The organism is Myxococcales bacterium, from assembly GCA_016703425.1.
Taxonomy (GTDB): domain Bacteria; phylum Myxococcota_A; class Polyangia; order Polyangiales; family Polyangiaceae; genus JADJCA01.
The window spans coordinates 938,257-963,844 of the sequence record JADJCA010000001.1 but is presented as its reverse complement, the minus strand read 5'-3'; the positions used below and the strand labels follow the sequence as shown (position 1 = coordinate 963,844).

Below are 25,588 nucleotides of genomic sequence, written 5' to 3'. Positions count from 1 at the left end.
TCGTCGCGTGCAGAGAGCACGGGGTCGGGGCATCACTTTGCGCTCGCGTGCGCAAATGTGCGCTACGCAGGCCGCGAAACATTCCGCGTTGGCGTGGTAGCTTGAACTGCGATGCGCTGGCGAGCCGCGGTCGGTGTCTGTCTCTCCTCGGCGGCCTCGGCCACCGTCATCGCCTGCTTCAGCCTCGGCGACCTGCAAGGCGGCGAGGCGGCGGGGGATGCAGGCGACGCCCTTGATGCGCTCGTCACGCTAGACGCAGCGGCGGCGAGCCACGATGCAGCATCGTCGGTCGACGGCCTCGCCGCCGTCGTCGATGCCGCGCTCGATGCCTTGGTCATCGATCCGATGGACGCTCCTGACGGCTTCGAGGCGAGCGGTCCGCCGCCCCCTCCGACCTGCGCGACGGCGGGGTTTTCCTGCGCCGTCGTCGCGCCCGCCGGGTGGACGGGGCCCTTTGGCCTCTACGAAGGCAACCTCGCGAGCGCGCCATCATGCGGCGCCGTCACGCAGGTGCTCACGGCGTATTCGGGGCTCGCCGGCGTCACGGCCGCCACCTGTCCCGCGTGCGCGTGCAACGCGGCGACGGGAACGGGCTGCGCGAAGGTGCCCATCGAGGGCGCGCGCGGCGGTTGTTTTGGCGCGGGCACGGGCAATGGCGGCCTGCTCACCTCGGGCGCTTGCGAGTACTGGTCCTACGGCACGCTCATCGACCCCGACGGCTACGCGGCCAACGGAGTCAAGGTCGGCAAGCCCGCCGTGACCGGCGGCAGCTGCGCGCCCACGGTGGCCAAGCCGACGCCGAGCAAGCCCGGCTACACATGGAACATGACGGCCATTGCGTGCACAACGCAGGTACCGTCGACCTCCGGCTGCACCGCAGGCCGAGTCTGTTCGAAGACGCCCGAGCCCCCCTTCAACGCAAAGCTCTGCATCGCGAAAGACGGCGACATCGCCGGCTGCCCCGGCGCGCCGTACTCGAACCGCGCGCTCTACTACAAGGCCGCCTCCGACACGCGCGACTGCGGCACCTGCGGCTGCGGCGCTCCCAACGCGGCGCAGTGCGACGTGACGGCCCTCAGCTCCGCCGACAACTGCGCCACGGCGCGAAGCGCCGGGACTTGCCTCTACCGCGCGAACGGAACCGATCCCGACACGGCCTACTACCTAAAGGCCACGGCAACGCCGCCCACTGTGACGTGTCCCGCGAGCGGCGGCGCACCGACGGGCACCGTCACGCCGTCCAATCCCGTGACCATCTGCTGCGAGCCTTGAAGCTCAAGGCCGCGCTTCTCTGTGCCCTCTTGCCGCTCGCCTGCAAGGGCGCGCCACCACGGCCAGGTAGCGAGGGCGGTTCGTCCCCATCGATCGCGCAGGAGCCCGCGGCTCCGTCGGCAGCGGCGAGGGGTGTCCTCCCGCCGGCTGGGGCCACGGCAGACGTGGGCACGGGCGCGTCGACGATGGCGTGGGACGCCGGAGCGCCGGTCGTCTCGTCGGGGCGCGAGGTCGACGGCGAGGCCTTGCGTCGAACGCACAAGGCGCGCCTCACCAAGGATCGGTCGCCGGTTACCATTCTTCGCGCCGGCGGTGGTGGCGACGAGCGCGCGGTGCTCGGCGAGCGGCTTTGCGCGGCGGTGGTCCCCAAACGCGCCGCCGAAACGCCGGTGCTCATCAAGCCCAACCTCGGTGGCATGGAGTGGTTCAAGGACCCGGCGAAGAACGACGGCGACGATGGCGTCGTGGGGCGCACCACGGACCGCGAGTTCGTGCGGGGCATCGTTCGCTGCCTCAAGGCCCGCGGTCACGCCGCCATCACCATCGCCGACGGCTTCGGTCACGGCCACGCCGAGTGGGTTCGCCTCGTCAAGGCCACTGGCTACGACGCCTTGGCCCGCGAGGAGAACGTAAGGCTCGTGGCCCTCGACGACGACGGCGTCTTCGACGTCGAAGGCGACAAGCCAGGCCTTCCGCTCGCCGTCAAAGGGCTCCAGAAAACGCATGTGCCGACGTTGCTGATGCCGAAAGTCCTCGCCGACCATCTCGAGCGTGGTCTCTTCATTTCAGCGCCGAAGATCAAGGCGCACCGCTTCTCGGTCTTCTCCGTGGCCATCAAGGGCATGCAGGGCACGATTCAGTACAGCGACGCGAAGCCCGCGTTCCATCAGAAGTGGCGCTCTCACAGGGAGCTCGGCGATGCGCTCAAGGCCATCAAGCGTGGTGACGCCGACGCGCGCAAGCGATACGTGGCCGCGCTCGAGCTCTTCGCCGAGCGCATGGCTGACGTGCTCGAGCTCGAGGCGCCCGACGCGGTGCTGGCGGAGGGCCTCCCCGCGATGGGGGGTGACGGCTTCGGGAAGCAGTGGCCGTCGAAGGAAGAGTTCGTCGTCGGCGGCACCAATCCCGTGCTCGTCGACCGCGTCGCGGCGGAGCTCTTGGGCTTCTGGGACAACGCGGACTTGGGGCGAGAGCTCTTGGGACACAAGACCTCGCCGCTCCTTGAGGTAGCGGCTGGGCGCTTCGCCATCGACCTCGCGGCGGCGACGCCCGTCGCCGGTGACGGCGCCGCGCTCCTCGCAAGCAAGCGGCCCGTGCACCTCGAAGGCATGGGCGGCTTCTCCCTGCACTCCGACGGCAGCGCCTCGACGCCGCCGCGCGCGCGGGCGGCGGTGCCGGCGTCCGCGACCGGCGACGCGGGGGCAGCACTTCCCGAGTTGCACGCCGTGCGCGCCTCCGCCGCTCCGCGCATCGACGGGCAGGGCTCCGACGCCCCGTGGACGAAGGCGAGTCCGGTGGTCTTCGACACCGACTGGAGCGGCGCTGCGACGGGGATCAAGACCGAGGTTCGAGCCGCGTGGGACGAGCACGGACTCTATGCCCTGTTTACGCTTCATGACGCGGGCCTGTCCACCGACTTGTCGCGCGACAAGAGCGTCGAGCGCGAGAAGCTCTACGAAGAGGACTGCGTGGAGCTGATGCTCGCGCCCGACGCGACGCAGCGGACACGTTACTTCGAGGTTGAGGTGGGGCCGCACGGGCACTTCCTTGACCTCGAGGTGGACCGCGCGAAGAAGGTGTCGAACGTCGCGTGGAGTTCGGGGCTCGCGGTGGCTACGACGCTGGGACCGTCGCCGCGGACCGCCATCATCGAGGTGGCCCTACGGAGTTCGGATATCAAGGCCTCGCTCAAGCGCGGCGCGCGGCTGCCGGTGGGCCTCTACCGCATGGAGGGCAAGGCGCCGCGCCGCTACCTCGCGTGGAGTCCTACGCGAACGCCGAAGCCCAATTTCCATGTGCCCGAGGCCTTCGGCACGCTCGTCCTTGAGTGACGTGCGGGCTCCGGCCGGCGCCAGGGAGCCTTAGCGATCACGACGCGGCGCCGCGGCCCCGGAGTCGATCCACGACCGCCGCGCTTCGCGAGACGAGCTCCCGCACCGGGTGACGCAGGTCGCCGCGAAAGCGGCCCGGTGGAACGGGCGAAGCGAGCGCTTCGAGTCCCAACGACTTGGCGATGAAGATGGCGCGCGGCAAATGGAACGGCTGTGTGACGATGGTCAACCGGTTGAGGCCGTAGGCGTGGCGCGCTCGGAAGACCGACGTGAACGTGTCGTGACTTTCACCGTCGACGATGAGCGAGGCATCGGCGACGCCGCGCTCCGTGAGCCAGCGTCGCATCGCGGCGGGCTCATCGCCGGTGGGTGAGGCCTTGTTGCCCGACAAGAGGAGCTTCGCGACGCGGCCCGATCGCACCAGCTCGAGGGCCACCTCGAGCCGGTCTTCGAGCAGTGGGCTCGGGCGACCGCCTCGGAGGCCTCCCGCGAGGACAAGGGCCGTCTCTCCCTCGCGCGCGGCCTCGTTCATGGGTGGCGCATGCCCAGCCAAGAGCACCCAGCCGTTGGCCGCGCCGCCGCCTAGCAGAAACGCGCCCGCGGCCACGAGCGCCCGGCGCCAGGAGGGCTGCATGGTCCAGATCGCCATCGGGGCGTCATCATGCCATGCCGTGAGATGCGGTGCGGTGTGGTGCGGGCCGCGCTGTGAGGCCTCCGCCCGCGAACGTCGGTTCACGCACGGCGCCGATTCAGAAGGTGCCGCTCACCTGAAGCCCAGGCAGGTGGCGCGTTAGCGTGGCGCCCTCGTGAGGTGTCGACCGACCGCCGTGCAGCTCCTCGAGGCTCCGCTCCAAGGGGCTCGGGACGGCGAGCGAGACCACGCCGGTACCTGCGACGGCCGCACCCGTTCCGAGGAAGATCCAACCGAGGCCGCGCGTCGAATGATCGGGGCCCGAGCTCTTGCTCGCGCCGAGCGCAAGGGCGGAAGCCCCGGCGAGGATGCTGCCGATCGCGATGGCGGCGATGCCTCCGCCGATGCGCCAGCTGCGCGCCGTGTCCGCCTGCTCCTCCCAGTCGTCGACCGTGCGCGCGGTGGCTTCCTGATGCGAAAGGCCCTTTCCCAGGCGCTCCTTGTAGCGAGCGAGGAGGCGCTCATGGGGGCCGCGTACGAAGAGGAGAGCGGGGGTGAGAAGGGCCCCCGTGACCGCTACCGTGGCGCTTGCGTCGGCGACGGAGCGGTCGGTCTGCAGCGCGACGGCGAGCGCACCAACGGACATCGCACCGACGACAAGGCCCCCCACGAGCCGGGCGTCGCCTTCCGCTTCAGCCTTGGCCGACAACACTCGAACGGCGACGGCCGGGTCGACACGGCACGGTCTCGCGCCTTCGCAAGGTTCGTCGGCGCGTGCGGGGCCGGCGAGCAGAAGCGCCGCGACCAGGGGGGCAGCGGCCGGGAGCCATGCTTGGTTACGCATGGCCCCTGCGGCAGCAAGGCGCGTGCCGCAAGGTGTGCGGCGTCGTGCTCTCGGTGTCCTGTGTCTACTTCTTGGAGACTTCGCGGACGCGCGCCTTCGCCGTCTCGAAGAGGGCCTGGCGCGCCTTGGCTCGCGCCTCGACGAGGGTGAGGAACGACTTCTCCTGCTTCTGCACGGCCGCAGCGCAGGTCTTCTCGGCCTTTTTCACCGTGTCTTTGCGATCGGCCTCGGTGAACTTGCCCGTGTCCATCGCCCGTTGCACGCCGCCCCAGACCTTCTGGGCGCACTTGTTCCATTCGTCGTCCTGAGCGAAGAGCTCTTCTTCGACCTTCTTGGGGAGCTCGCCGACCTTCACGAGCGCGGTCGCATCGGAGATGTCCATGAGCGCGTGCTGCACGGGCGCGGGCCACTTGTCGTCGGTCCCGGCGCCCGGCTCAAGGACGATGTCCTTTTGGTTCAGCGAGACGACGTAGCGCGCGCCGTCGAGCGTTACGAAGGTCGCCTGCGTCTCATCGACCTCCCACACGAGACCCGGGGTGCCCGACGCCAAGGGTGCCGGATACCCGTCGAGCGTGACGACCTGGATGTGGTTGCCCTTGCTCTCCGGGTGCGAGAACCCGCGGGCCTCACCGCCGAACTTCTTCAGGCCCTTGGCCTTGGCCGCGTCCCACTTCTCGTCGGACCGCCGCCCGACGCCGCCGTAGGCCGTGCCGCCGAAGTTGTTAGGTGTAGGTTGCAAAGATGCCGCGCTGCCTTCGGTGCCCTTGACGACGTAGCGAACAAACATCTCCTTCGATGCGCCCTTGATGGCTTCCTCGACCTTGGCGAGGCGGCTCGCGTCTTCCGGCTTCATTGACGCCATCTTCGTCCGGACGGCGACGGGGGTGAGCGCGGCGGCGGCGAGCTCCCACAGGGCCTTCTCCTTCTTGGGCTCACCGGCCACGGTGGCGGCGCCGAGCGCCGCGGCATCGCGATCGGCGCGCAAAGGCAACTCGTCACGCCCTTCGTAGAGCGTGTAGTGGCCGTGCGTTGAGAGGTGCAGCGCGCGGGAGCCCGACGGCGTGACGAAATACGTTCCACGAAGGGAGCCCGCGTGGCGGTCCTCTTCCATCGTCAGCTCGACGATGTCTTTCGAACCGTCGCGCATCATCTTTGGCTTGGCGCCGCTGCGGTCGAGCGTGAGCCCGACTCGCCCGTCGGGCGTCGCGAGGTGGACGATGGGCTTTTGCCCGTCGGGGCCGTGGTGTTTCGGCGCCGGCTTGTTGGCGGCCGCGGCCGGGGTCTCCGGCGGCGTGGTGACGGCGTCGCCGCCGCCACAGGCCACGAGGCCCAACGAGACGACGAGGATGGGGAGGCCCGATTGGGCGGCAGAGAATTTCCTGGGGCGCCACGATACCAGCTTAGGCGGCCCAAGTCGTGCCGGGCGATCCAGGGTGGTGCCCGGGATTGTACCTTCCCGATTCGAAGCAGTCGGAGGGGGGCGAAAGCTGCCGCCGTTTCTTGCCCATCGAGCCATATGCACGCTTCGGGCACAGGTGGGCGGTACGACGCTTGCGACCGTGTCCGGTATGAACCTTCGGACTCGAGTCTTCGCGCTCGCTTCACTCACGGTGACCCTCGTGGCCTGTTCGACGAGCACCGACGGTCCGGGCTCGGAAGAGGAGTCCGACGAGGGTGCGCTGTCCATCTCCGACATGACCACGGGACCTGGCGAAGCGCCTGGCTCGGTGTTCATTCCTTCGGGCCCCATCGCCTTCCAGCGGGGACGCCCCGGCCTCATTCGCTACATCGTCATTCACGACATCGAGGGCCCGGCCTCCGCGGCGATCAACTTGTTTCGGAGGCCCACGGGGGAGTCGAGCTCGCACTACGTGGTGTACGCGAAGGGCGGCGTTGTGCAGATGGTGAAGGAGCGCGACATCGCCAACCACGCGTTTCACTCGGTCATGAACGCCTACGCGATCGGCATCGAGCACGACGGGTACGCCAAGGGCGTCGACCGGAACGGCCATGCCGTGCCGTATTCTGCCGCCCTCTACGACGGCAGCGCCAGACGTGGCGGACCTCGCGAAGCGTTACCGCATCCCCTCGACCGCGAGCACATCATCGGCCACCACCAAGTGCCCAAGACCGACGAGCAGTCGACGCCGTGCGCGACCACGCAGATCTGCGGTGGTCGCAGCGGTCACACGGATCCGGGCCCCGCATGGGACTGGAGCGGCTACATGGCGCGGGTCGCTTCCGCCGCGCGAGAGATCGGGTACACAGCCGATCAGGCGCTCTCGGACCGCGACTTCGCGCTGGAGACGATTCAGCCCTTGGCGAAGCTTGACCTTCGAAACGCTGATGGCTCTCGCCCCAGACTGGTGGGCGGCTTCTGGGCGACCCAATGCAGCGCGGTTGATCCGAGAAAGGCAGATTACCTTCCGGACGATCCTTGATCCGGGCGCCCCGGCGCGGGCCGAGAAACGCGGTACCGCCAGCCGCGGGTTTCCAAGTGCGGCACGCCGGTCCGGCGGCAAATACCCCATCGTGTTCTCTCGGCTACCGCCGGGCCGAGCTTGAGTCCTTCTGCGTTCGCGCCGGTGACGTGACCTGCAAAGCTGGCTGCGGCCGGCGGTCGCTGCACGAGCGCGACGCCCGAGTGCCTCGCCAACAACGCGTGCCGTGCGGCTGGCGACGACTGCGAGCGCAACGAGTTCGCGTTGCTCGCGCCGGCGGACGCGGCCCGCTTATGCCGATGACGGAAGGCTCAAAGGAGCGCGTCGAGCTTCCCCTCGACGCGGGCCCGGTCCTCTTCGTATTTGAGCAGGAGCCCAAGCGTCTCGCGCGCCGTGTCGGCGTCGAGCGCGTTCTTGCCGAGCAACACGAGAGCGCGCGCCCAGTCGACGGACTCGGAGATGCTCGGCGCCTTCCGCAGGTCCATGGCTCGAACCGCGGCCGCGACGGTGGCGAGCTTCTCGGCTAGGGCCCGTCCGATACCAGGAACGCGCAGCTCGAGGATCGCGACCTCGCGCGACGGGGTAGGGTAGTCGACGAACGCGTGCAGGCACCGCCTTCGGAGCGCATCGGTCATGTCGCGCGTGCCGTTGGTCGTGAGGACCACGAGGGGCGAGTGCTTCGCGCGAACGGTGCCTAGCTCGGGGATCGTGACCTGCTTTTCACCGAGCAGTTCGAGGAGGAAGGCTTCGAACTCCGGATCGGCCCGATCGACCTCGTCGATGAGCAACACGACAGGCGCCTCCGCTGTTAGGGCCGCGAGCAGGGGGCGCGCCAAGAGAAAGCGGGGACCGAAGAATGCCGAGGCCTCGCCCTCGAGGCGATCGAGCGCCTCGGCGACGGTGGACGCGCCCGCGGTCCGCGCCGCCAGCGTCCCCTGAAGGAGCTGCGTGAAGAGGATCTGCTTGGCGTAGTCCCACTCGTAGAGGGCTTTCGCCTCGTCGAGGCCCTCGTAGCACTGGAGCCGCAGACGCTCGCGGCCCAAGGCCTCGGCGAGGGCCCGGGCGAGATCCGTTTTCCCTACACCGGCGGGCCCCTCGACCAGCAGCGGCTTGTCGAGCGCCAGCGCCAACCAGGCCGTCAGGGCGAGTCGGTCGTTCGCGAGGTACGACGCGCCAGCCAAGGCCCTGCCGAGCGCCTCCGGCGTGCTCGCAGGGCCCGGGCCGGGGGAGCCGGGGGCCGGGGGGCCACTTTTCGGGGCGGGATCAGCCATGGGTCCCGCAGTTTTGTCACGAAACCCCCACAATGTCGCGATTTGACCGACGAGGAGTGTATTCTCGGGCGCATGGCGGACCGCGACGACGCCCTCCTGCGCGTCGACAGCACCGGTACCGTGCACCCAGTCGGGCGCGTGGCCAGTCAGATGCTCCGAGCTCGCAACGGCGAGTGGCGGATCCAATGGAGTCCGAGCGACGTCATCTTCTTGCGGGCCGATCGCGCTGGGCCTGTCCTCAAGCTGGCCGGTGAAGTCAGGGCGCCGGGCGCCGTGTGCGACACCATTTCGCTCATCGCTCAGTCCAACTGGCATGGCGAACTCGTCGTGGTCGACGAGACGGGCATGCGGTCGCTCTACTTCGACCAGGGAAACCTTGTTGGCGCCGCCACCACTGTCGAGGCGGAGCGCCTCGGCGAGGTGCTGTACCGCTTCGGCGTCGTGACGCGCACGCAGGTCGAAGAGACCGTGGCGTCGGCAAAGGCCACGGGCAAGCGCTTCGGCGAAGCCGCCCTTGAGCTCGAGTTCGTCACGCAGAAAGAACTCTTCGAGATGATCCGTCGCCAGGCCGAGGAGGTCTTCTTCGGGACGATGCTCGTCAGCGAGGGCATGTTCTACTTCTTCGACCGGTACGAAGCGCAGATGCTCACGCGGCACAACCTGCCAACGGCGGGCCTCCTGATGGAGGGAGCGCGGCGCATGGACGAGATGCGCTACTTTCGGGAAAAGATCCCGAGCGAGACGTACATCGTCGTGCCGACGGGGAAAGACAAGAAGGTCCCCGACGAGCTCGCGGAGGTCTTCGCGCAAGTCGATGGCAAACGGAGCGTGGCGGAGATCGGCCGTCGCATCGGCCAGCTCGAGTTTGAGGTCTCGCAGGCCGTCTTCCAGCTCCTAAGCGGCGGCTTCGCCACGATGATGGCTCCCCGCCCCGAAGGCGCCGAGGCCATCGTCGACGCCTTCAATCCGGGCCTCGCCGAGATTCACCGTCGTTGCGACGAGTCGGGGAAGGGCGGTGAGCTTCGCGACGGCCTCTCGCGCTTCGCGACCGGCGGCGGCGTCTACGATCCGCTCTTCATGGGCGCCGGGCCGCTCGCCGACGGCACCTTGAAGCCCGAACGCGTCGCCAAGAACCTCGCGGCGCTCGCCGGCGAGGACCCCGACGCGTGGCTCACGCAGCTTCTGCACGAGTACGTCGGCTTCGCGCTCTTCCACGCCGGCTCGATCCTGCCTCGCGAGGTCGAGCCCGAGCTCGTCTCGGCGGTAACCGAGATCCTGAAGCCGGTGCGCGTGCCGGAAGGGCAAGGGTCCGAGCCATCCATGACGGGCCCCTTCGGCGACGCGTCGATCCTGGACGACGTATGAACCTCGAAGGGACGCGCGGCCGCAAGGACGAGATCCTCGACCAGGCGACGCGTCTCTTTGCGGAGCGGGGCTTCGCGGGTTGCAGCATGAACGACCTCGCGGAGGCGGTGGGCCTCCGCAAGGCGTCGCTGTTTCACCACTTCCCCAGCAAGGATCTGCTCTACGGCGCGGTCCTCGAGCGCCTCGTGATGGAGCTCGGCTCGAGCATCGCGGCGGCCGTCACGCCGGGCGGGCCATGGGAGGAGATGCTCGACCGGATGACCGACGGCGTCGTTGGCGCGTTCTCTCGACACCCCTTCGCGGCGCGCATCGTGGCCCGCGAGATGATGGACTGGGGGGCTTTCGCCCAGGCGCGCCACGCGGACCTTGTGGCGCCGGTGCTCGTGGCGTCGGACGCGTTCTTGAAAGCTGGCATGGATGCCGGGGCCTTCCGGGTCCAGGATCGCCCGCAGTTGCTCCTCACGCTCATCGGGCTCCACGTGATGCCGTTTGCCATCGGCCGCATGGCGCAGCACCTGACGGGGCTCGATGTCGGCACCGCCGCCTTCGTCGACGCACGCCGGAGTGCCGCAAGAGTTCAGATCCGCGCGCTCGTCTTGGCCTAGCGGCTTGCGCAGGTTGCTCTCGGGAAAGCCATAACAGTCCCGAAGCTCCGGTCACGCTCACGTCGCACGTGTCACTTCATAGAGCGCCACGGCGGCGGCGACAGAAGCGTTCAGCGAGGCCACCGGCCCGCGCATCGGGAGCCGCGCGAGCGCGTCGCAGGCGCCTTTGACCGGCTTCCTTAGGCCTTTGCCTTCGGCGCCGACGACCAGCACGAGCGGCGCGCGGAGCGCCATGGTGGAGAGGTCCGCGTCGCCGTTGGCATCGAGGCCGACGATGGCGAAGCCCGCCGCTTTGAGCTCGGCGAGCGCGCTCGGCAAAGACGACACGCGGCAAAGGCGCGCGTGCTCGATGGCGCCCGCGGAAGCGCGGAAGGTCGCCGGCGTGAGCGGTGCCGAGTGGTGTTCGGGCCACATCACCGCGGCAGCGCCGAGCGCCACTGCGCTCCGGACGATGGCCCCAAAGTTTTGCGGATCTTCGATTTCGTCGAGGGCGAGCACGATGGGCTTGTCGAGGACGACGAGATCGGCCGCCTCTACGAACGCCAGCTCGGGCGCGTAGGCGATGACGTTTTGGTGGTAGGCGCCCCGCGCGATGGAGTCGAGCTCGCGTCGCTCCACGGTCTCTACCTTGGCGCCGCGGTCGCGCGCGAAGCGCGAAAGCGCATCGACCTTGGGGCCTCCGTCTTTGGCCACGAGAACCCGGCCCAGCTTCTCACCGTGCGCTGCGATGGCTTCGCGCACCGGCTGCATTCCAACGATCAGACGCATCGGCGCGCAAGTCCTTCCTCGATTTCACGGACCATGACAGTGGCGACGTCAGCGGGCTTGGCGGCGTCACGGATGGGTCTTCCGACGACGACGTAGTCGGCGCCATCGGCGATGGCCTCGGCGGCCGTCGCGGTTCGCTTCTGATCAGACGAGGCGGCGCCGGCGAGGCGTACCCCCGGCGTGATGAAAGTGAACGCTGCCGGCGATGGCAACGCTCTGCGCAGCGCGCTCACCTCTCGCGGGGAGCAGACGAAGGCGCGCACGCCCGCCAGGGAGGCCGCGTGCGCCAAGAGCGCGGCATGCTCGGCAGTGCCGCGGGCGACGCCCGTGGCGGCGAGATCGGCGTCGTCGAGGGAGGTCAGGACGGTCACGGCAACGATGCTCGTGATGGAGCCCTCGGTGCGGCGCACGGCGCGTTCAAGCATCTTCGGGCCGCCGCTGGCGTGGACCGTAAGGAATCGGACGCCGAGGTCGACGGCGCGCCCCACGGCTCGCTCGACGGTCTCGGGGATGTCGTGGAGCTTCAGGTCCAAGAAGACGGGCAATTTCCGCTCGGCGCCGAGCGTCACGACGCCGGGCCCCTCGGCCACGAAGAGTTCGAGGCCGATCTTGAGCATCCCGAGGCCGCTCGCGAGACCGCCATCGTCGAGCAACGTCTCTCCGGCCCTTCGCGACGCGACGTCGAGGGCGAAGATGAGCCGCTCCTTCGCGATCATCCACGCCAGGTAGCACAAAACGCATTCGGCCGGCGCCCGACGCGAAGTCGAGGCCGGCCGAAGGATGCGCGCGCTGGTTACAGCGAGATCACAGACAGGAGCAGAGCGGGTCGCCCGGTTGGCAGTTGCAGGGCTTGTCGCTCTTCGGCTTTGCGGCTGGGCCGGGCCCGCCGGTGCGCGCCTTGGCGGGGCCTGCCACTGGCGTCGTCTTGGCGCTCGCGATTTCGCGCTCCTTGTCGGCGAGCTGCTTCATGAGGCGCTCTTTTTCTTCGCCGCTGGCCTTCTCGATCTCGAGCTGGATGCGCTTCTTCTCTGAGTCGAGCTCCGTGAGCTTCGCTTCAAGGGCGACCTTCTCGGCGCGAACGCGGTCGGCGTCGTCCATGGAGTTCTTGATGGCGATGCCGCCACCGATGGCGCCGGCCACGAAGAGAACGGCGAGGCCGGCGATCATGAAGGTGAGCTTCTTCTTGCCGCTCGTTTCCTTCATGTGCACGAGCTGCCGCTCATGCTCCTGCTGGTGCCGGATCGCTTCCATGCGGGCTGCGTTCTCGGCGTCGAGCCGCGCCTTCTCGACCTCGCCTTGGCGGATGGCGTCGATGCGAGCTTGCTCCTCGCGGGAGCGTTGCTCTTGAACGCGGCGCTCCTCTTCGGCGGCGCGCAAGCGAGTCTCTTCGGCCTCCCGAGCCTTGCGCTCACCGTCGAGCTTCGCACGGAGCGCTTCTTCTTCCTTGCGCTTGCGATCGTCCTCCTCCTGCTTGATCCGATCCTCCTCAAGGTTCATCAGCTCCTTGAGGGAGAAGAGGACAGAGCTCTCCTTCTGTTCCGCCATGGGATGTTCTCGTCGAGTTTGGGGTGCTGGGGGACGGGCGAGGCTAAGAAGAAACTACCGCGATAGGAGGCGTGCCAGAAAAGGACACGCCAAAAAAGACAAGCCGCAGGGCCGGACCCTCCTTCTAGCGCGGTGAGGTGGAAGCGGTACGAAAAAATACCGTGGGATGGCGCTGCTCGCAAAGGGGACGTGCGTTCTTTCCGACTGTTCCACTCCGATGGGGCACCGGAGGCCGAAAAACCTCGCTTCTCCAGGAAAACAGTTGGGGAAATGCCGCCTCCCGTCTCGCTGGCGTCACGCGGCGAGGGAAGGCTCCCACTTTTGGGCCCAAGGGCCTCCAAAACTCGCTAGCTTCGCCGGCCATGGCCACAGACGTTCGCGCCCACATCACAGGCACGGTTTGGAAGATCGAAGTGACGGTCGGCGAAGCCGTCTCGGAGGGCCAGACCTGCGTCATCTTGGAGTCCATGAAGATGGAAATGCCGGTTGAGGCTCCCGCCTCGGGAACCGTCGCATCCATCGCCTGCACCGAAGGACAGGCCGTCTCCGAGGGTGACGTGCTCCTGGTGCTCCAGTAGCGCGCAATTTCGACTACCTTTGGGCTCGTGTTTCGCGTCCTCCTCGTAGCCTCGGTGGCCCTCGGCCCCGCGCTCGTGCTGCTCGCGTCATGCAGCCAAGCGCCGAGGCTCGTGGGCGAGGGGGCCGCGTGCGCCGTCACTGCCGACTGCGACGTCGGTCTCGTGTGCGTTCCTCAGCAGAAGGGCGGCCGGCTCTGCACGGCCGACTTGCGGTCTATTTCGCAGACGCCTCCGCAGCCCGCGCCCGCTGACGCAGCCCGCGACGCGCCGCGCGACGGGCCCCGTGATGGCGTAGCGTCCGACGCGCCGATCATCGAAGCGTCGACGCCGCCCCCCGACGCGGCGCCCGAGTAGCGCCGCCGCGCGGCCGGTCGCTACCGCGTCATTCGCGCCACAAGAACTTCCAGGGGTTGTGCTTGAGGTCCCGCACCATCTCCTGGATGTCGTCGTAGATCTCCTCGTCCATCACGAGGGCGCCGACGGTGCCTTCGCCCCGTTTGATCTTGGCCACCACGGTCTGCGCATCGGCGGCGGTGACGTTGGCTCGGCCCAAGAGCTCGGCGAGGTCGCGGAGCGCCTTCTTGTAGCGCTCTTGCTCCTTGGGGTCGCCCACGAGGGCCGTTGTGCGGTTGAGGTTCGCGAGCGTCTCGCGAGCGTCCTTCAAGAGGGGAGCCGAGTCGCGTTGCACGTCGGCGGCGATGCGGTCGACGTTCTCGAGGGTGCGCGTCAGCCGCGGATCGTTGACGCGGCCGCGGACGTCTTTCACCAGGCCCGTCGACTCGACGCTCAACGCCTCGAGGTTCTGCGCGATGCGATCGATGCGCTCGCGCTGGTCTGTGACAACGCTGGCGAGGCCCTTGAGGAGCGTGGCCGTGCTCTGCGCGATCTCGGCGATGAGCTCGCGGTTGTTTCGAATGCCCGTGATGGTGACGTCGAGCAGCTCGTAGGCCTTGGCCAAAAAGAGGTCGAGGCGCGGCGGGTCGATGCCTTTGACGATGGCGCCGTCGGCCAGCATGGGGCGCTCGGGGGAGCCGGGATCGATCGCCAAGAACTGCTCGCCGAGGACGCCCTGCGTCGTCACGTAGAAGGTCGCATCCTCGCGGATCGACTCCTTGACGCGCTGATAGACGGACAGCTCGGCCCGCACCAGCGTGCGGCGCTTGGTCTTCGGATCGATGATGCCGCCCATAAAGCGGAGCTCTTTGACGTTGCCCACGCGGACGCCGGCCATGCGCACCGGCGCGCCCGACTGAAGCCCTCCCGGGTTGTCGAAGTCGACGTACACCGGGTACGCGCGCTCGAGGCTCAAGCCGCTCATGACGAGGACGAGGCCCCCAAGCAGGGCCATCGACACGAGGATGAGCAAGCCGACCTTCACCTCGATAGAACGCTCGCTCACGGCACCTCCGGCTCGCCGTGGTTATAGCGCATGGGCGCGGCGTCCCGTGCGGCGATTGTCGGCGTCATGGCTCACGCCTCCATGGGGCCGCTGGCGCGACCGTGGATGAACTGATCGATGATGGCGTCGCCGCTGGTTCTGAACTCTTCCCGCGTGCCGATCTTCTTCACCTTGCCCCGGTAGAGCATGACGATGCGATCGGCGATGGAGAAGATGCTCACGAGATCGTGGCTGACCACGATGGAGGTCACGCCAAGTCGATCGGACAGCTCGCGGATGAGCTTGTCCACGCGCCTCGCGCTGACCGGATCGAGCGAGGTCGTGGGCTCGTCAAAGAGGACGTATTCGGGGTCGAGCGTGAGGGCCCGCGCGATGGCCACGCGTTTTCGCATTCCGTCGCCGAGCTCCGAGGGGAAGCGGTCGGCGAACTCTTGCATGTGGACGACTTCGAGGCGGCGCCGGGCCTCGGCGAGCGCGTCCTTCATTCCGAGGTGCTTGTGCTTTCGGAGCGGCAAGGCGACGTTCTCGGCGCACGACATCGAATCGAAGAGCGTGGAGTGTTGGAACACCATGGCGCACTTCTTTCGAACGTCGAACATGCCCTCTTCGGGGAGGCGGCTCACCTCGTGATCGTCGAGCCAGATCTCACCGCCGTCGGGCGCCAGAAGGCCAATCAAGTGCTTGATGAGCACGCTCTTGCCCACGCCCGATGCGCCGATGATGAAGAAGACCTCGCCGCGCTGCACGTCGAAGCTGACGTCGTCGAGGACGCGCTTCGGGCCGAACGACTTGACGAGGTTCTTGAAGCGAATCACGGCGGGAAGATCAGGAGCGCGACGCCCGAGATGAAGAAGTTGAGCATCAAGATCGCCAAGGAAGAGTTCACCACGGCGCGCGTCGTCGCCCACCCGACTCCCTCGGAGCCGCCGAAGGTCGAGAGCCCGCAATAGCTGCTGACGAGGGGGATGGCGGCTCCGTAGGCGACGCACTTGGCGGCGCCCGTGACCAAGTCGCCCAAGCGAACCGAGCGCGCCGTGATGAAGACCTCGAAGGGAACCTCGAAGGCGATGTGCGCCGTCAACGCGCCAGCGCCGAAGGCTACGGCGCCGCCCAAGACGATGAGGAAGCCGGTCATCACGAGGCCCGCCACGAAGCGCGGCACGACGAGAAAATCGATGGGATCGGCCGAGCACATGCGCAGCGCGTCGACCTGCTCGGTCACGACCATGGACCCGATCTCGGCCGCGATGCCGGCGCCGATGCGCGTCGCGAGCATGAGGGCGCCGATGGAGGCTGCGATGTCGCGCACGAGGAGCTGAAGAAAGTTCGCGCCGAGTTGGGAGAAATCTGGCACGACACGCTTGAGCTGCAGTCCGCCTTGGTAGATGAGGATCGTTCCGATGAACCCCATCGTGACGACCAGGAAGAAGACGCTCCTGTTGCCCATCTCGAAAGCCTGGCGCATGAGCGTTGCGCGATCGCGGCGCCGCGTCGTCAGGAAGTAGAGCGTCCGCGCGAAGACGGAGAACAGGTCGCGACCGGCGAGTGTGAGCTCCATCGCCGTCGTACCGATGAGCCGTAGCGTCGCCGTGATGAAGCCCTCCCTTGGACGGCGCGAGAGGGGGAGGGCCGAGTCGCTCATGGCTAGCCCAAGAGGAAGCTGACGAAGTAGTCGAGGACGAAGATGCCGGCGGCGCTGGCCACGACGGTCGCGTTGACGGAGCGACCGACGCCGGGCGCGCCGCCCGTGGTCGCGAGGCCGAAGTAGCAACTCGAAATGGCGATCATGAGGCCAAAGACCAAGCTCTTGACGAGGCCGCTCAAGACGTCCGAGACGCCGAGCAATCCCCCCGTAAGGCCGTTCATGAAGCTCACCGGCGACACGCCGAGGAGGCCGTCGGCGGCGAGCGCCGCGCCAACGAGCGCGACGCCGTCAGCGTAGATGGTCATGACGAACAGCGTCGTGACGATGCCGATGAAGCGCGGCAAGACGAGAAACGAGATGGGGTCGATGGCGAGGGCGCGGAGCGCGTCGACCTGCTCGGTGACCACCATGGTGCCGAGCTCGGCCGTGTTGTTGGCGCCCACGCGTCCCGAGATCATGAGCGCCGTGAGGAGCGGCGCGATCTCGCGGAAGATGCTGAACCCGGCGCCCCAGCCGAGGAGGCCCGTGGCCTGGAAGCGCGTCACGATGGGCGCCGCTTGAATGACGGTGATGGCGCCCGTGAAGATGGCCGTTACGACGACGATGGGGAGCGAGCGCACGGCCATCTTGTGCAGCGTTCGCCGCAGCTCAGGACCGTCGATGTCCGGCGGAGCGAGTCGCCTAAGGACCTTGCCGAAGAGCAGGCCCATGCCGCCGGCAGTCTCCGCCACGGAGAGAAAGGAGGCGCCGATGTCTGCCAGCGTGGCGCCAAGGGACGACGCGACGTTCGGCTGGGTCGCGGGCTCGGCCATGGGCGGCCACGGTAGCAAAATTTCGAGCACGCCGGGGCGTGCCCGACGAGGGGGGATGGGGGGCGAGGCACTAGCCGAGGACGGCGTGCAGTCCTTCTGAGAGGAGCGCGACGATCGCCACGAGGAGCGCGAGCGCGCCGAAGCCGAGGAGCGTCCCGACGAGCGTCCGGCGCGTGCGCCAAAAATGCACCGGGAGGCAGAGGGGCCGAAGGCAAGCGCCGCCGCGAGTCGCGTGGAGAGCGGCCACGCGCGGTCCTGCGCCGCCTCATCGAGGCGCCGCTCGTCCCAAGCGACAAGGAGGATCGTGCCCAGCGTGCCGACGAGCATCGAGAGCGCCACGTCGAGCACGTCGGCCATCAGAGTGGACCGTCCACGAGGCCGTGCACGAATTGGCGCACCATGGGATCGGTCGACCCTCGCGCGTCATCGGTCGTTCCGTCAAAGACGAGGCGGCCGCGGTACAGCATCCCCACGCGATCGGTCACCGTGAGCAGCCGATCGAGATCGCTCGACACCATCACCACGGTCGCGTTCGACGCGCGCTGCTCGGCCCGCAGGAGGTCGAATATTTTTTGCGAGGTCACCGGATCGAGGCCCGCCGCCGGTTCGTCGTAGAGCACGAAGGGCGCCCGCGTGATGGTGGCTCGGGCGACTCCGACGCGCTTTTTTTGGCCTCCTGAGAGGCCCGCCGGCATTCGGTCTTCGAAGCCCCGAAGCGCGACGCAGGCAAGTCGTTCGAGCACGCGCTCGCGGACCTCCGCGTCCGGTGGCGCGAAGAGGCGCCGCAAGGGGAACGCGATGTTCTCCCCGACGGTCAGGGTGTCGAAGAGGGCGTTGTTCTGAAAGAGCATCCCGATCTTCTTCCGCAGCTCCTGCAGACGAAGGTCGTTGGCGCCGACGACGCTCTCGCCGTCGATCTCGATCTCGCCGACGTCCGGTTTCATGAGCCCCGAGAGCATCTTGAGCAGCACGCTCTTGCCCGCAGCGCCGGGCCCAATGAGACCGAACAAGCACCCCGTGGGGACCGTGAAGCTGACGTCATCGAGGAGCGTGCGCACGGGCTCGCCGGGGCGCGCGACGCGCTTCTTTAGGCCCTGGACGCGAATCAACGGACCTTCGCCTGCGGGTCTTCCGCGCGAAGCCTCGCGAGCCGCGAACTCACGCCGACGAGCGTGGCCGCCAGCGCCGCCAGGGCCACGAGCATGGCCGCGAAGGTGACCTGGATGGGCCGAAGCGATGAACGGGCGACCCCGAAGGGGCCCAACCGCGCGAGCCCCTCGGCGCCGTCGACGCGGGCCGTCGCACCGCGAGGCACCAGGATGACCGCCACGTCGGAGGCCGAGAGCGCTGGCGCTCCACCAGCCACGAGGCGCTGGATCGCGGCTTCGGTGAGCGGCGGTGTCGTCCCACGGTGGGCCAAGAGCACGCTCGCGCTCGCGCGTGGCAGCATGTCGCGGAGCGGCTCGCGCGGCGGCATGTTGAGATGCACCCGCGCCGACAACACTCCGTCGACGCTCTCGAGGGACCGTTCTAGGTCGCCCGCGATCCCTGCCGCGAGCTGCGCTTGCTCCGTGAGCGGCGTGGGGATCAGCGAGCCCTTCTGCGTCGCGTCGAGCACGCTCGACGGGCGGCGCCGCGGGAGCTCCTCGCTCCTCAGTGCCTCAATGGCGCGCGCCGCGTCGCCCTCGCCAACGACCACCCGGAATTTTCCCTCGCCCGTGGGGTCGAGCTCCTTGGTGGCTGCAACTTGGGCGCGGTCGAGGGCCGCCAGGACGCGATTGGCCTCCGGTTCGTCGAGCTGCGAGGCGACTGGCGAATGGCAGCCGGTGACGCAGGCGACGATGACCGCGGCGAGGATTGCGCGGGCCTTCGAGGAAGACCGCGCCGTCGCCGAACGCGCTGGAGAGGCCATCGGAGAAGCCACGGGAGACGAGTGTAGGGAGCGCATGGCGGCGCGCCGATGCTACAGCGGTCTCGGTCCCGGGCGGAATGGCGGTCCGCCGCTCCGCGTCGTGCGCACGGCGCTGGTTCGGCGCCGTTCAGGCGATTTGGCCGAGGCAACGCTTTCACTTTGCTTCGTACGAGGGGCGGTGGTACCGAAGGTGGGCGGCGGCGCGCTCGCGCACGTCAGCGGGGCCGTTGCCGAGCCGAGCACAGTGTTTGTGCTGGTGGGGCCAACGCCCCCACAGGACTCCCGCTCAGTCCAGCCGGTCCTCGACCGACCGAACTCGCGCGCCGAGCCCTCAGAACGGAACGAGAAGGGCATTGTCGACCCCCTTTACGGAAGCCATATCGACGCTCAGCGACCGGGCCCTCCGGCGACTGCTCGGTGCGCGCGCGTTCCTCCGCGGCTACGACTACGTGCGGCGCCACGCCGTCGATGGCATCGCGATTGAGGCCGCGCGCGCGACGGGGCAGGTCCGCGGAACCGACCCGGCGCCCTACGCCGTAGAGGTCCAGCTGACCCCGGCCGGCTTCAATTCCACGTGCTCTTGCCCGGCGTTTCCCAAGATCAACGGTCACTGCAAACACGTGGCCGCGCTCCTCATCGCGGTGCGCGATCAGGCGCGCGGCAAGGTGCCGCGCGAAGCCCGCGAGCTCCGCGAGCGCGAGCCACAGGGCAACGGCCAGAGTGTTCCCCTCGCGGAAGGCAGCGAGCCCTCCATGAGCGGTCGTCGTCGGCGCCGCGCCGCTCGCGCCGCGAAGCTTGCCGCGGCTCGCGGCGGGGGTCGTGGCGGTCTGGTGCAGAGTCACGGCGGCTCGTCCTCCGGCGGCTCCGGCGGCGGCATCGACGCGTGGCTCAGCGAGGCGCTGCCGCGCGTTCCAAAGACCCTGGAGTACCGCCTGCAGGTCCGCGCCTCAGGACTCACGCTGACGGTCCTCGACCCCGACTCGCGCACGCCGATTCTTCCGAGTGCCCTCCTCGCGTCGCACGCGCAAGCCCCCACGCCAGACCGCGAGGCCATTCGGCTCTTGGCGCGCCTCGAGAGCGACGGCCGCGGCCGTGGCGGCATCGAGGTCCGGGGCGAAGAGGCGAGCGACCTGCTTCCGCTGCTCAAAGGCCGGCGCATCATCGTCGAGCCGCAGATGATGGAGCTTCGCTTCGGCGACGAGCCGCTCCGGCCGCGCTTCGATCTCGACCTCTCGCCTGATGGCTCCGAGGTGCTGGTCAAGGCCTCGTTCCAGCGGCCCGGCGACCCGCGAAAGTTCTCCCCGCTGGCAGGCGCTTGGTTCGAGGGGAATCCGGGCTGGTTCGTCGACCCTCAAGAAGGCGTCGCGCGGCCCATCGATCGCCGCGTGTCACCGTCGAGCATTCGCCGGCTGACGCGCACGCCCGTCATCCACGAGCCCATCGAGAACCTCCCCACGCTCATCGCGCAAGGATTGCCCAAGGTTGCCCTCGAAGTGGGCGCCGAGCTTCCCGAGCTCTCGCAGGTCGCGGACGTCGTCGACCTCGTGCCGACCTTCCGCATGCGCGCCGGTGGCTCGCTCATCGAGGCGCGCGTCGCGCTTCGAGCTGCTTACGAGGACGTCGAGATTGACGTGCGCGCCGACGGGATGACGGCGCCGGTCATCGTGAAGCCGCCGGAGCCGGGCTCCTCGAAGCGAGCGCGCTGCATTCGAACCGACATCGCCGCTCAGCAGCTCGCGACGACGAAGCTCCGCGAGCTGGGGCTGCACCCCGACGAAGAAGGCAGCGGCTTCGTCGGCCGCGGCGACGACGCCATCCAGTTCTGGACCGAAGGTGTGGGCGAGCTGCCCGAGGAGTGGGATCTCTTCGTCCCCGACGACCTCGTCGACGTGCAAGTGCGCGGCGAGTCGCTGGGCGCCAACGTGCGCGTGTCGAGCGGCGTCGACTGGCTGTCGCTTCGCATGTCGTTCGAGAGCGAAGGCGTCGCCGTGTCGCAGGACGAGCTCGGCCGCTGCCTCGCGGAAGGGCGCCGCTACGTGCGCCTGAGCGACGGCTCCTTCGCGCGCCTCGACGCCGAGAAGGTCAAAGCGGTGCTCCAGCGGCAGGCGGAGATCCTCGCCACCGGCGGCGGCAACGGCGGCAAGCTGCCCCTGTCGCAGGCGGGCCGCATCGAAGAGCTGCTTCAGCAAGTGGGGCGCACGCTCGTCAGCGACGGCGCCAAGGAGCTCTTCAAGAAGCTCCACGACATCGACGAAATCAAGGGCGTCAAGAAGCCCCGGAACCTGAAGGCGTCGCTCCGGCCCTATCAGGAAGCGGGCTTCCAGTGGCTCTCGTTCCTCCACGAGATCGGCTCCGGCGGCGTCCTCGCCGACGACATGGGTCTCGGCAAGACGATCCAAACGATCGCGCTCCTGCTCTCGGTCAAGGCCAACCTCAAGGCCGACGGCGACAAGGGCTCGAAGATGAAGGCGCTCATCGTGGCGCCCACGAGCGTCGTCACCAACTGGACGCGTGAGCTCGACAAGTTCGCGCCGTCGCTCTCCTACGCGCTCTGGCACGGCGTCGACCGGCAGGACCGGAAGGAAGAGCTCGACGACGCCGACATCATCATCACGAGCTACGCGCTCCTCCGTCGCGATGAGGAGTTCCTCGCGAAGATCCCGCTGAAATATGCCATCTTGGACGAGGCGCAGAACATCAAGAACCCGCTGTCGGCCACAGCGCGCGCAGCCAAGCGCCTCAAGTCCGACCGTCGCCTCGCGCTCTCCGGCACGCCCATCGAGAACCGCTTGTCGGAGATCTGGTCGATCTTCGATTTCGTGAGCCCGGGCCTCTTGGGGCCGCTCGAGAAGTTTGAAGAGCGCTACGCTCGCCCCATCGACGCCGGTGACGCGAAGGCGGCCCAGCGTCTGCGAGCCACCATCCACCCGTTCATCCTGCGACGCACCAAGGGTGAGGTCGCAAAAGACCTCCCGGAGAAGATCGAGACCGACCAGGTCTGCGAGCTCACCGGTGAGCAGGGCGCCCTCTACCAGGCGGTGCTCAAAGAGGTTCGCGCTCAGGTCATGGGCGAGGTCGAGCGGCAGGGGCTCGCCAAGAGCCAGATCCAGATTCTCGCAGGCCTCACCCGGCTGCGGCAGGCGTCGTGCGATCCGCGCCTCCTGGGGCTGCCGCGCGAATTCACCGACGACGACTCGGGCAAGCTTCAAGCGCTGCGCGACCTCGTGCAGACCTGCGTCGCCGGTGGTCACCGCGTGCTGGTCTTCAGCCAGTTCGTGAGCATGCTCACCATCATTCGCCGCGCCATGGACGAAGACGGCGTGGCGTACGAGTACCTCGACGGGTCCACCAAGGACCGGCAGGCGCACGTCGAGAACTTTCAGCGCGAGGACGGACCGCCGCTGTTTCTCATCTCGCTCAAGGCCGGCGGGTCGGGCCTCAACCTCACGGCGGCCGATACGGTCATCCACTTTGACCCGTGGTGGAACCCGGCCGTCGAGGATCAGGCGACAGACCGCGCGCACCGCATCGGTCAGACCAAGGTCGTGACGATGTACCGCCTCATCGCGAAGGGGACCATCGAAGAGAAGATCCTTGAGCTCGGTGGGAAAAAGCGGGAGCTCGTCGGCGCGGTCCTGACGGAAGACGCCGGGGGCGCGAAGAAGCTCACCAAGCAAGATCTCGAAGATCTATTTAGCTTCGAGTGAGGGAGCCGCAGACGCGCTGCCAGCGCGGTCGTTCGTCGCCTTCGTCACGAAAAGGGCTGCCGAGGGGCCTCCGAGCCGGATACGCTACGGCGCATGATTTGGCTTTCGAACTCCACGCTGACGCGACTCCGAGACCAGCTTCGGGCCCGCGGTGAGCGACCCTCCATGATGCCGGCGCCGGGGGCTTCGCCCGATGCCATTGAGGCGATGGCGCTCTTTGCCGAATACGGTCCGCTGGCCGAGGCGATGTTCCTCATGATGTCCGCCGACGGCCAGGTCACCCAAGAGGAGCGCGACGTCCTGCGTGGCGCCTTGCGCAACCTCTCCGGCGACGAGCTCCGCACCGCTCACATCGAGAAGATGCTCGACGACGCGGCCGAACGCCTCGAGGCGGAGGGTCGAGACAAGCGCCTCGAACAGGTCGTCTCCGAGCTCCGCGGCGACGCCGACCGCGCCGAGGTCACGTTCGTGTTGGCGGCAGCCATCGCCTTTGCCGACGGCACCATCGCCGACGAAGAGAACGACACCATCGGTTCCCTGGCGGAGGGCCTCGGCATCGATGAGGCGAAGGCCAACGCGCTCATGGATACCGTCGACGCGGATCTCAAGAGCACCGGAGGTTAGGCCCGGTGCAAGGCAACGATCGCCTGCCGCTCACCATCGGCGGGTACCGCGTCGTCAAACGGCTCGCGCGTGAAGCCACGGTGGACGTCTTGCTCGCCCGTCGCGAGGGCCAAGGCGGCGATGAGCGAACCGTAACCCTCAACGTCCTTTCGCCGGCGTTTCGCGGCGACACGACGTTTGACACGCTTTTCTCTCGTGAGACGCAGGCCCTGTCGCAGCTCGATCATCCGTGCGTCGTCCGGCTCGTCGACGTGTTCTCCAACGCCGATACCAAGGTGATGGTCTTCGAACACGTCGTTGGAACGAACCTCGCAGAGCTGCGCCTCAGCATGGGCGCCCGCGCCGAGGTCCTTCCCGACGTGGCTGTCTACGCCATCGCCGCGTCGGTCTTCGCGGCGCTGGCGGCGGCTCACGCGGCGCGCGATCCGCAGTCCGGCAACCTGCTCCCCATCGTGCACCGCGACGTCCACCCGGGACACATCGTTGTGGGCAAGAGCGGAGCCGTGAAGCTTGGTGGCTTTGGACTCGAGCGCATCACCGGTGTTCGCGGCGACGCCAAGGGGGGAGGCTCACGCGCCTACCTGCCGCCCGAGAAGGCCCGCGGCGAGGTCGTCACCATTCGCTCCGACGTCTACGCCGCCATGCTCGTCGTCTGGGAGCTCTTCGCGCGTCGCCGCGCCGTTCGCGACGACGCGCTCCCCGAACAAGAGCTCGCGCGCGCGCTCGCGCATCCAACGCTTGTCTCCCTTGAGGTCCTCAGGCCCGACCTGCCTCCGCTTGTGCGGAGCATCGTGGCCCGCGGCCTCGAGCCGCAGGTGGAGCGACGCATGGTGACGGCCGAGGAGGCGGCGAGCGTCTTTCGGAGCGCTGTTCCGATGGCGGAAGCGGAGGAGGCGCTCGCGCTTCTGGTGGCAGGAGCGCCGCAGGCGCCGCCGCGTCGCGAGCCGAGCTTGCCCGTGATCGCACCCAGCCCCACCGCCGGCGAGGTCGCCGTCGACCGAAAGCAGCCGCCGCGTCCGGCGCCGCGTCGCATGTGGAACTCGTCCCCGACGCTCACTCCGAGCGGCGGGTTCACGCCGCCGCCGAGCTCGCGGCCCGGCTCCATCCCTGACGCACGCTTCTCCCAGGAGCCGGAGCGACACGGTCCGCGGCCCGCCCCTCTACCGGCGGAGAGCGAGCCCTCGGCGTCGCCGGCGCCGGCGCATGTCGAGCCCATGCCGTCGCACTTCGACGTGACGTCGCTCAAGCCGCTCCTTGTGACGCCTCCGCCGGGCGCTGTCGTTTCACCACCGGCGGCGCTCCCGGAAGTCACGCCGGCGAAAGCGGCCGTGCAGCAGCTCTTGCCAACGCCGGCCGCGCCGTTCACACCCGCCGGTGCGACCGCGGACGATCCGTTTCGTGCGCCGCAGGGGTCGCTGCCGGGGATGGGGGTTCCCTTGGCACCGCTCGAGGCGGTCCTCTCGCCGGCACCACCAGCGGTGGAGGCGACGCCCAACGAGTCGTCGCCGTTGTGGTCTAAGCCGATTCCGCCGTCGGCCGTCCCGACGTACCGTCCACCGCGTCCGCAACCGAAGCAGACGAACGCTGCCCTCGCCGTCGGGGTGTTCCTCGTGGCGACCGCGATCGGCGCCGCCGGCTTTGTGATGCTGTTTCGGAGGACGCCGCGTGTGACGGTGCCGGCCCCGGTGGCGACGAGCGCGCCCTCGGTCGCGGTGGTGGCGGCACGGGGCCCCGAGCCGACGAAGCCCGAGGTGACGAAGCCGGAGGCGACGAAACCCGAGGCGACGAAACCCGAAGCGACGAAACCCGAAGCGACGAAACCCGAAGCGACGAAACCCGAGCCGACGAAACCTGAGCCGACGAAACCTGAGCCGACGAAGCCCGAGCCGACGAAGCCCGAAGGGACCGCAGCGCCCGATGCCAGCAAGGCGAGCTTGCGCGTGATCACGAAGGTCGCAGGGCACCGCGTGTTCGTGGACGGCCGGGTCGTCGGCGAGGGCGAGGGCCCGTTTCTGGTTCCGTGCGGCAAGCACGCCGTGAAGGTCGGTAGCCGCGGCAAGGTTCAGAACGTGGACCTGCCCTGCGGTGGCGAACTCTCGGTGACGAAGTAGAACGGCG

The 25,588-nt window shown here is 68.5% G+C and carries 23 protein-coding genes; 10 read left to right on the top strand and 13 right to left on the bottom strand.

Features of this window, described 5'->3' with window-relative positions:
• The first annotated feature begins 111 nt into the window (after positions 1-111).
• Positions 112-1,272 carry a hypothetical protein gene (locus IPG50_04180; GenBank protein MBK6691386.1) on the top strand — a complete coding sequence of 387 codons (1,161 nt, stop codon included), beginning with the start codon at positions 112-114 and terminating at the stop codon, positions 1,270-1,272.
• Positions 1,269-3,323: a DUF362 domain-containing protein gene (locus tag IPG50_04175; protein ID MBK6691385.1), complete on the top strand. Its 2,055-nt coding sequence runs from the start codon at positions 1,269-1,271 to the stop codon at positions 3,321-3,323. Before IPG50_04180 ends, IPG50_04175 begins: the two co-directional genes overlap by 4 nt.
• A gap of 37 nt (positions 3,324-3,360) precedes the next feature.
• Here the strand turns inward: IPG50_04175 and IPG50_04170 are convergent, their stop codons facing one another.
• From IPG50_04170 to IPG50_04160, 3 genes are all read right to left on the bottom strand, one after another.
• Positions 3,361-3,972: a YdcF family protein gene (locus tag IPG50_04170; protein MBK6691384.1), complete on the bottom strand. Its 612-nt coding sequence runs from the start codon at positions 3,970-3,972 to the stop codon at positions 3,361-3,363.
• Positions 3,973-4,072: 100 nt separating this feature from the next.
• Positions 4,073-4,798, bottom strand: a complete 726-nt coding sequence (locus tag IPG50_04165; GenBank protein ID MBK6691383.1) for a hypothetical protein — start codon at positions 4,796-4,798, stop codon at positions 4,073-4,075.
• A gap of 64 nt (positions 4,799-4,862) precedes the next feature.
• Entirely contained in the window at positions 4,863-6,122 is a 1,260-nt protein-coding gene (locus IPG50_04160; protein MBK6691382.1) for a hypothetical protein, read from the bottom strand.
• A gap of 244 nt (positions 6,123-6,366) precedes the next feature.
• Here IPG50_04160 and IPG50_04155 point away from each other — a divergent pair, with 244 nt between their 5' ends.
• Positions 6,367-7,239 (top strand): N-acetylmuramoyl-L-alanine amidase, encoded by an 873-nt coding sequence (locus IPG50_04155; protein MBK6691381.1) that lies wholly within the window; start codon positions 6,367-6,369, stop codon positions 7,237-7,239.
• Positions 7,240-7,550: 311 nt separating this feature from the next.
• On the opposite strand, the gene IPG50_04150 is transcribed toward IPG50_04155, so the two are convergent.
• Positions 7,551-8,510: a MoxR family ATPase gene (locus IPG50_04150; GenBank protein ID MBK6691380.1), complete on the bottom strand. Its 960-nt coding sequence runs from the start codon at positions 8,508-8,510 to the stop codon at positions 7,551-7,553.
• A 72-nt stretch (positions 8,511-8,582) separates the two neighbouring features.
• Between IPG50_04150 and IPG50_04145 the strand changes: the two genes are divergently transcribed.
• Positions 8,583-9,875: a DUF4388 domain-containing protein gene (locus tag IPG50_04145; protein MBK6691379.1), complete on the top strand. Its 1,293-nt coding sequence runs from the start codon at positions 8,583-8,585 to the stop codon at positions 9,873-9,875.
• Entirely contained in the window at positions 9,872-10,480 is a 609-nt protein-coding gene (locus IPG50_04140; protein MBK6691378.1) for a TetR/AcrR family transcriptional regulator, read from the top strand. Before IPG50_04145 ends, IPG50_04140 begins: the two co-directional genes overlap by 4 nt.
• Positions 10,481-10,537: 57 nt before the next feature.
• On the opposite strand, the gene rlmB is transcribed toward IPG50_04140, so the two are convergent.
• The 3 genes from rlmB to IPG50_04125 all read right to left on the bottom strand — a co-directional run bounded on the left by rlmB (position 10,538) and on the right by IPG50_04125 (position 12,793).
• A complete protein-coding gene (rlmB, locus tag IPG50_04135; GenBank protein MBK6691377.1) occupies positions 10,538-11,248 on the bottom strand; it encodes a 23S rRNA (guanosine(2251)-2'-O)-methyltransferase RlmB in 711 nt (236 codons plus the stop codon).
• On the bottom strand, positions 11,239-11,964 hold the full coding sequence (pyrF, locus tag IPG50_04130; protein ID MBK6691376.1) for an orotidine-5'-phosphate decarboxylase: 726 nt from the start codon (positions 11,962-11,964) through the stop codon (positions 11,239-11,241). The genes rlmB and pyrF overlap by 10 nt, the downstream gene beginning before the upstream one ends.
• Before the next feature lie 88 nt (positions 11,965-12,052).
• The gene (locus IPG50_04125; protein ID MBK6691375.1) at positions 12,053-12,793 is read right to left on the bottom strand and encodes a hypothetical protein; all 741 of its coding nucleotides are present in this window, start codon (positions 12,791-12,793) and stop codon (positions 12,053-12,055) included.
• Positions 12,794-13,155: 362 nt separating this feature from the next.
• On the opposite strand from IPG50_04125, the gene IPG50_04120 reads away from it, so the two are divergent.
• Positions 13,156-13,371, top strand: a complete 216-nt coding sequence (locus IPG50_04120) for a biotin/lipoyl-binding carrier protein (GenBank protein MBK6691374.1) — start codon at positions 13,156-13,158, stop codon at positions 13,369-13,371.
• A 27-nt stretch (positions 13,372-13,398) separates the two neighbouring features.
• The gene (locus IPG50_04115) at positions 13,399-13,725 is read left to right on the top strand and encodes a hypothetical protein (GenBank protein ID MBK6691373.1); all 327 of its coding nucleotides are present in this window, start codon (positions 13,399-13,401) and stop codon (positions 13,723-13,725) included.
• Between the two features lie 28 nt (positions 13,726-13,753).
• Here the strand turns inward: IPG50_04115 and IPG50_04110 are convergent, their stop codons facing one another.
• The 6 genes from IPG50_04110 to IPG50_04085 all read right to left on the bottom strand — a co-directional run bounded on the left by IPG50_04110 (position 13,754) and on the right by IPG50_04085 (position 19,151).
• Positions 13,754-14,719 carry an MCE family protein gene (locus tag IPG50_04110; protein ID MBK6691372.1) on the bottom strand — a complete coding sequence of 322 codons (966 nt, stop codon included), beginning with the start codon at positions 14,717-14,719 and terminating at the stop codon, positions 13,754-13,756.
• Between the two features lie 122 nt (positions 14,720-14,841).
• The gene (locus IPG50_04105) at positions 14,842-15,585 is read right to left on the bottom strand and encodes an ATP-binding cassette domain-containing protein (protein ID MBK6691371.1); all 744 of its coding nucleotides are present in this window, start codon (positions 15,583-15,585) and stop codon (positions 14,842-14,844) included.
• Positions 15,582-16,412 (bottom strand): ABC transporter permease, encoded by an 831-nt coding sequence (locus tag IPG50_04100; protein MBK6691370.1) that lies wholly within the window; start codon positions 16,410-16,412, stop codon positions 15,582-15,584. Before IPG50_04100 ends, IPG50_04105 begins: the two co-directional genes overlap by 4 nt.
• 2 nt (positions 16,413-16,414) lie before the next feature.
• Entirely contained in the window at positions 16,415-17,227 is an 813-nt protein-coding gene (locus IPG50_04095; GenBank protein MBK6691369.1) for an ABC transporter permease, read from the bottom strand.
• A gap of 356 nt (positions 17,228-17,583) precedes the next feature.
• On the bottom strand, positions 17,584-18,285 hold the full coding sequence (locus IPG50_04090) for an ATP-binding cassette domain-containing protein (GenBank protein ID MBK6691368.1): 702 nt from the start codon (positions 18,283-18,285) through the stop codon (positions 17,584-17,586).
• A 47-nt stretch (positions 18,286-18,332) separates the two neighbouring features.
• Positions 18,333-19,151 (bottom strand): hypothetical protein, encoded by an 819-nt coding sequence (locus tag IPG50_04085; GenBank protein MBK6691367.1) that lies wholly within the window; start codon positions 19,149-19,151, stop codon positions 18,333-18,335.
• Positions 19,152-19,492: 341 nt separating this feature from the next.
• Between IPG50_04085 and IPG50_04080 the strand changes: the two genes are divergently transcribed.
• From IPG50_04080 to IPG50_04070, 3 genes are all read left to right on the top strand, one after another.
• On the top strand, positions 19,493-22,846 hold the full coding sequence (locus IPG50_04080) for an SNF2 helicase associated domain-containing protein (GenBank protein MBK6691366.1): 3,354 nt from the start codon (positions 19,493-19,495) through the stop codon (positions 22,844-22,846).
• A gap of 93 nt (positions 22,847-22,939) precedes the next feature.
• Positions 22,940-23,470 (top strand): TerB family tellurite resistance protein, encoded by a 531-nt coding sequence (locus IPG50_04075; GenBank protein MBK6691365.1) that lies wholly within the window; start codon positions 22,940-22,942, stop codon positions 23,468-23,470.
• A 5-nt stretch (positions 23,471-23,475) separates the two neighbouring features.
• On the top strand, positions 23,476-25,581 hold the full coding sequence (locus IPG50_04070) for a protein kinase (protein MBK6691364.1): 2,106 nt from the start codon (positions 23,476-23,478) through the stop codon (positions 25,579-25,581).
• The last annotated feature ends 7 nt before the right edge of the window (positions 25,582-25,588 follow it).

Coding starts and splice junctions, on each gene's coding strand:
- IPG50_04180 (MBK6691386.1), top strand. CDS start 112: ATGCGCTGGCGAGCCGCGGTCGGTGTCTGTCTCTCCTCGGCGGCCTCG.
- IPG50_04170 (MBK6691384.1), bottom strand. CDS start 3,972: ATGGCGATCTGGACCATGCAGCCCTCCTGGCGCCGGGCGCTCGTGGCC.
- IPG50_04165 (MBK6691383.1), bottom strand. CDS start 4,798: ATGCGTAACCAAGCATGGCTCCCGGCCGCTGCCCCCCTGGTCGCGGCG.
- IPG50_04155 (MBK6691381.1), top strand. CDS start 6,367: ATGAACCTTCGGACTCGAGTCTTCGCGCTCGCTTCACTCACGGTGACC.
- IPG50_04150 (MBK6691380.1), bottom strand. CDS start 8,510: ATGGCTGATCCCGCCCCGAAAAGTGGCCCCCCGGCCCCCGGCTCCCCC.
- IPG50_04145 (MBK6691379.1), top strand. CDS start 8,583: ATGGCGGACCGCGACGACGCCCTCCTGCGCGTCGACAGCACCGGTACC.
- IPG50_04140 (MBK6691378.1), top strand. CDS start 9,872: ATGAACCTCGAAGGGACGCGCGGCCGCAAGGACGAGATCCTCGACCAG.
- rlmB (MBK6691377.1), bottom strand. CDS start 11,248: ATGCGTCTGATCGTTGGAATGCAGCCGGTGCGCGAAGCCATCGCAGCG.
- pyrF (MBK6691376.1), bottom strand. CDS start 11,964: ATGATCGCGAAGGAGCGGCTCATCTTCGCCCTCGACGTCGCGTCGCGA.
- IPG50_04125 (MBK6691375.1), bottom strand. CDS start 12,793: ATGGCGGAACAGAAGGAGAGCTCTGTCCTCTTCTCCCTCAAGGAGCTG.
- IPG50_04120 (MBK6691374.1), top strand. CDS start 13,156: ATGGCCACAGACGTTCGCGCCCACATCACAGGCACGGTTTGGAAGATC.
- IPG50_04110 (MBK6691372.1), bottom strand. CDS start 14,719: ATGGCCCTGCTTGGGGGCCTCGTCCTCGTCATGAGCGGCTTGAGCCTC.
- IPG50_04100 (MBK6691370.1), bottom strand. CDS start 16,412: ATGAGCGACTCGGCCCTCCCCCTCTCGCGCCGTCCAAGGGAGGGCTTC.
- IPG50_04095 (MBK6691369.1), bottom strand. CDS start 17,227: ATGGCCGAGCCCGCGACCCAGCCGAACGTCGCGTCGTCCCTTGGCGCC.
- IPG50_04075 (MBK6691365.1), top strand. CDS start 22,940: ATGATTTGGCTTTCGAACTCCACGCTGACGCGACTCCGAGACCAGCTT.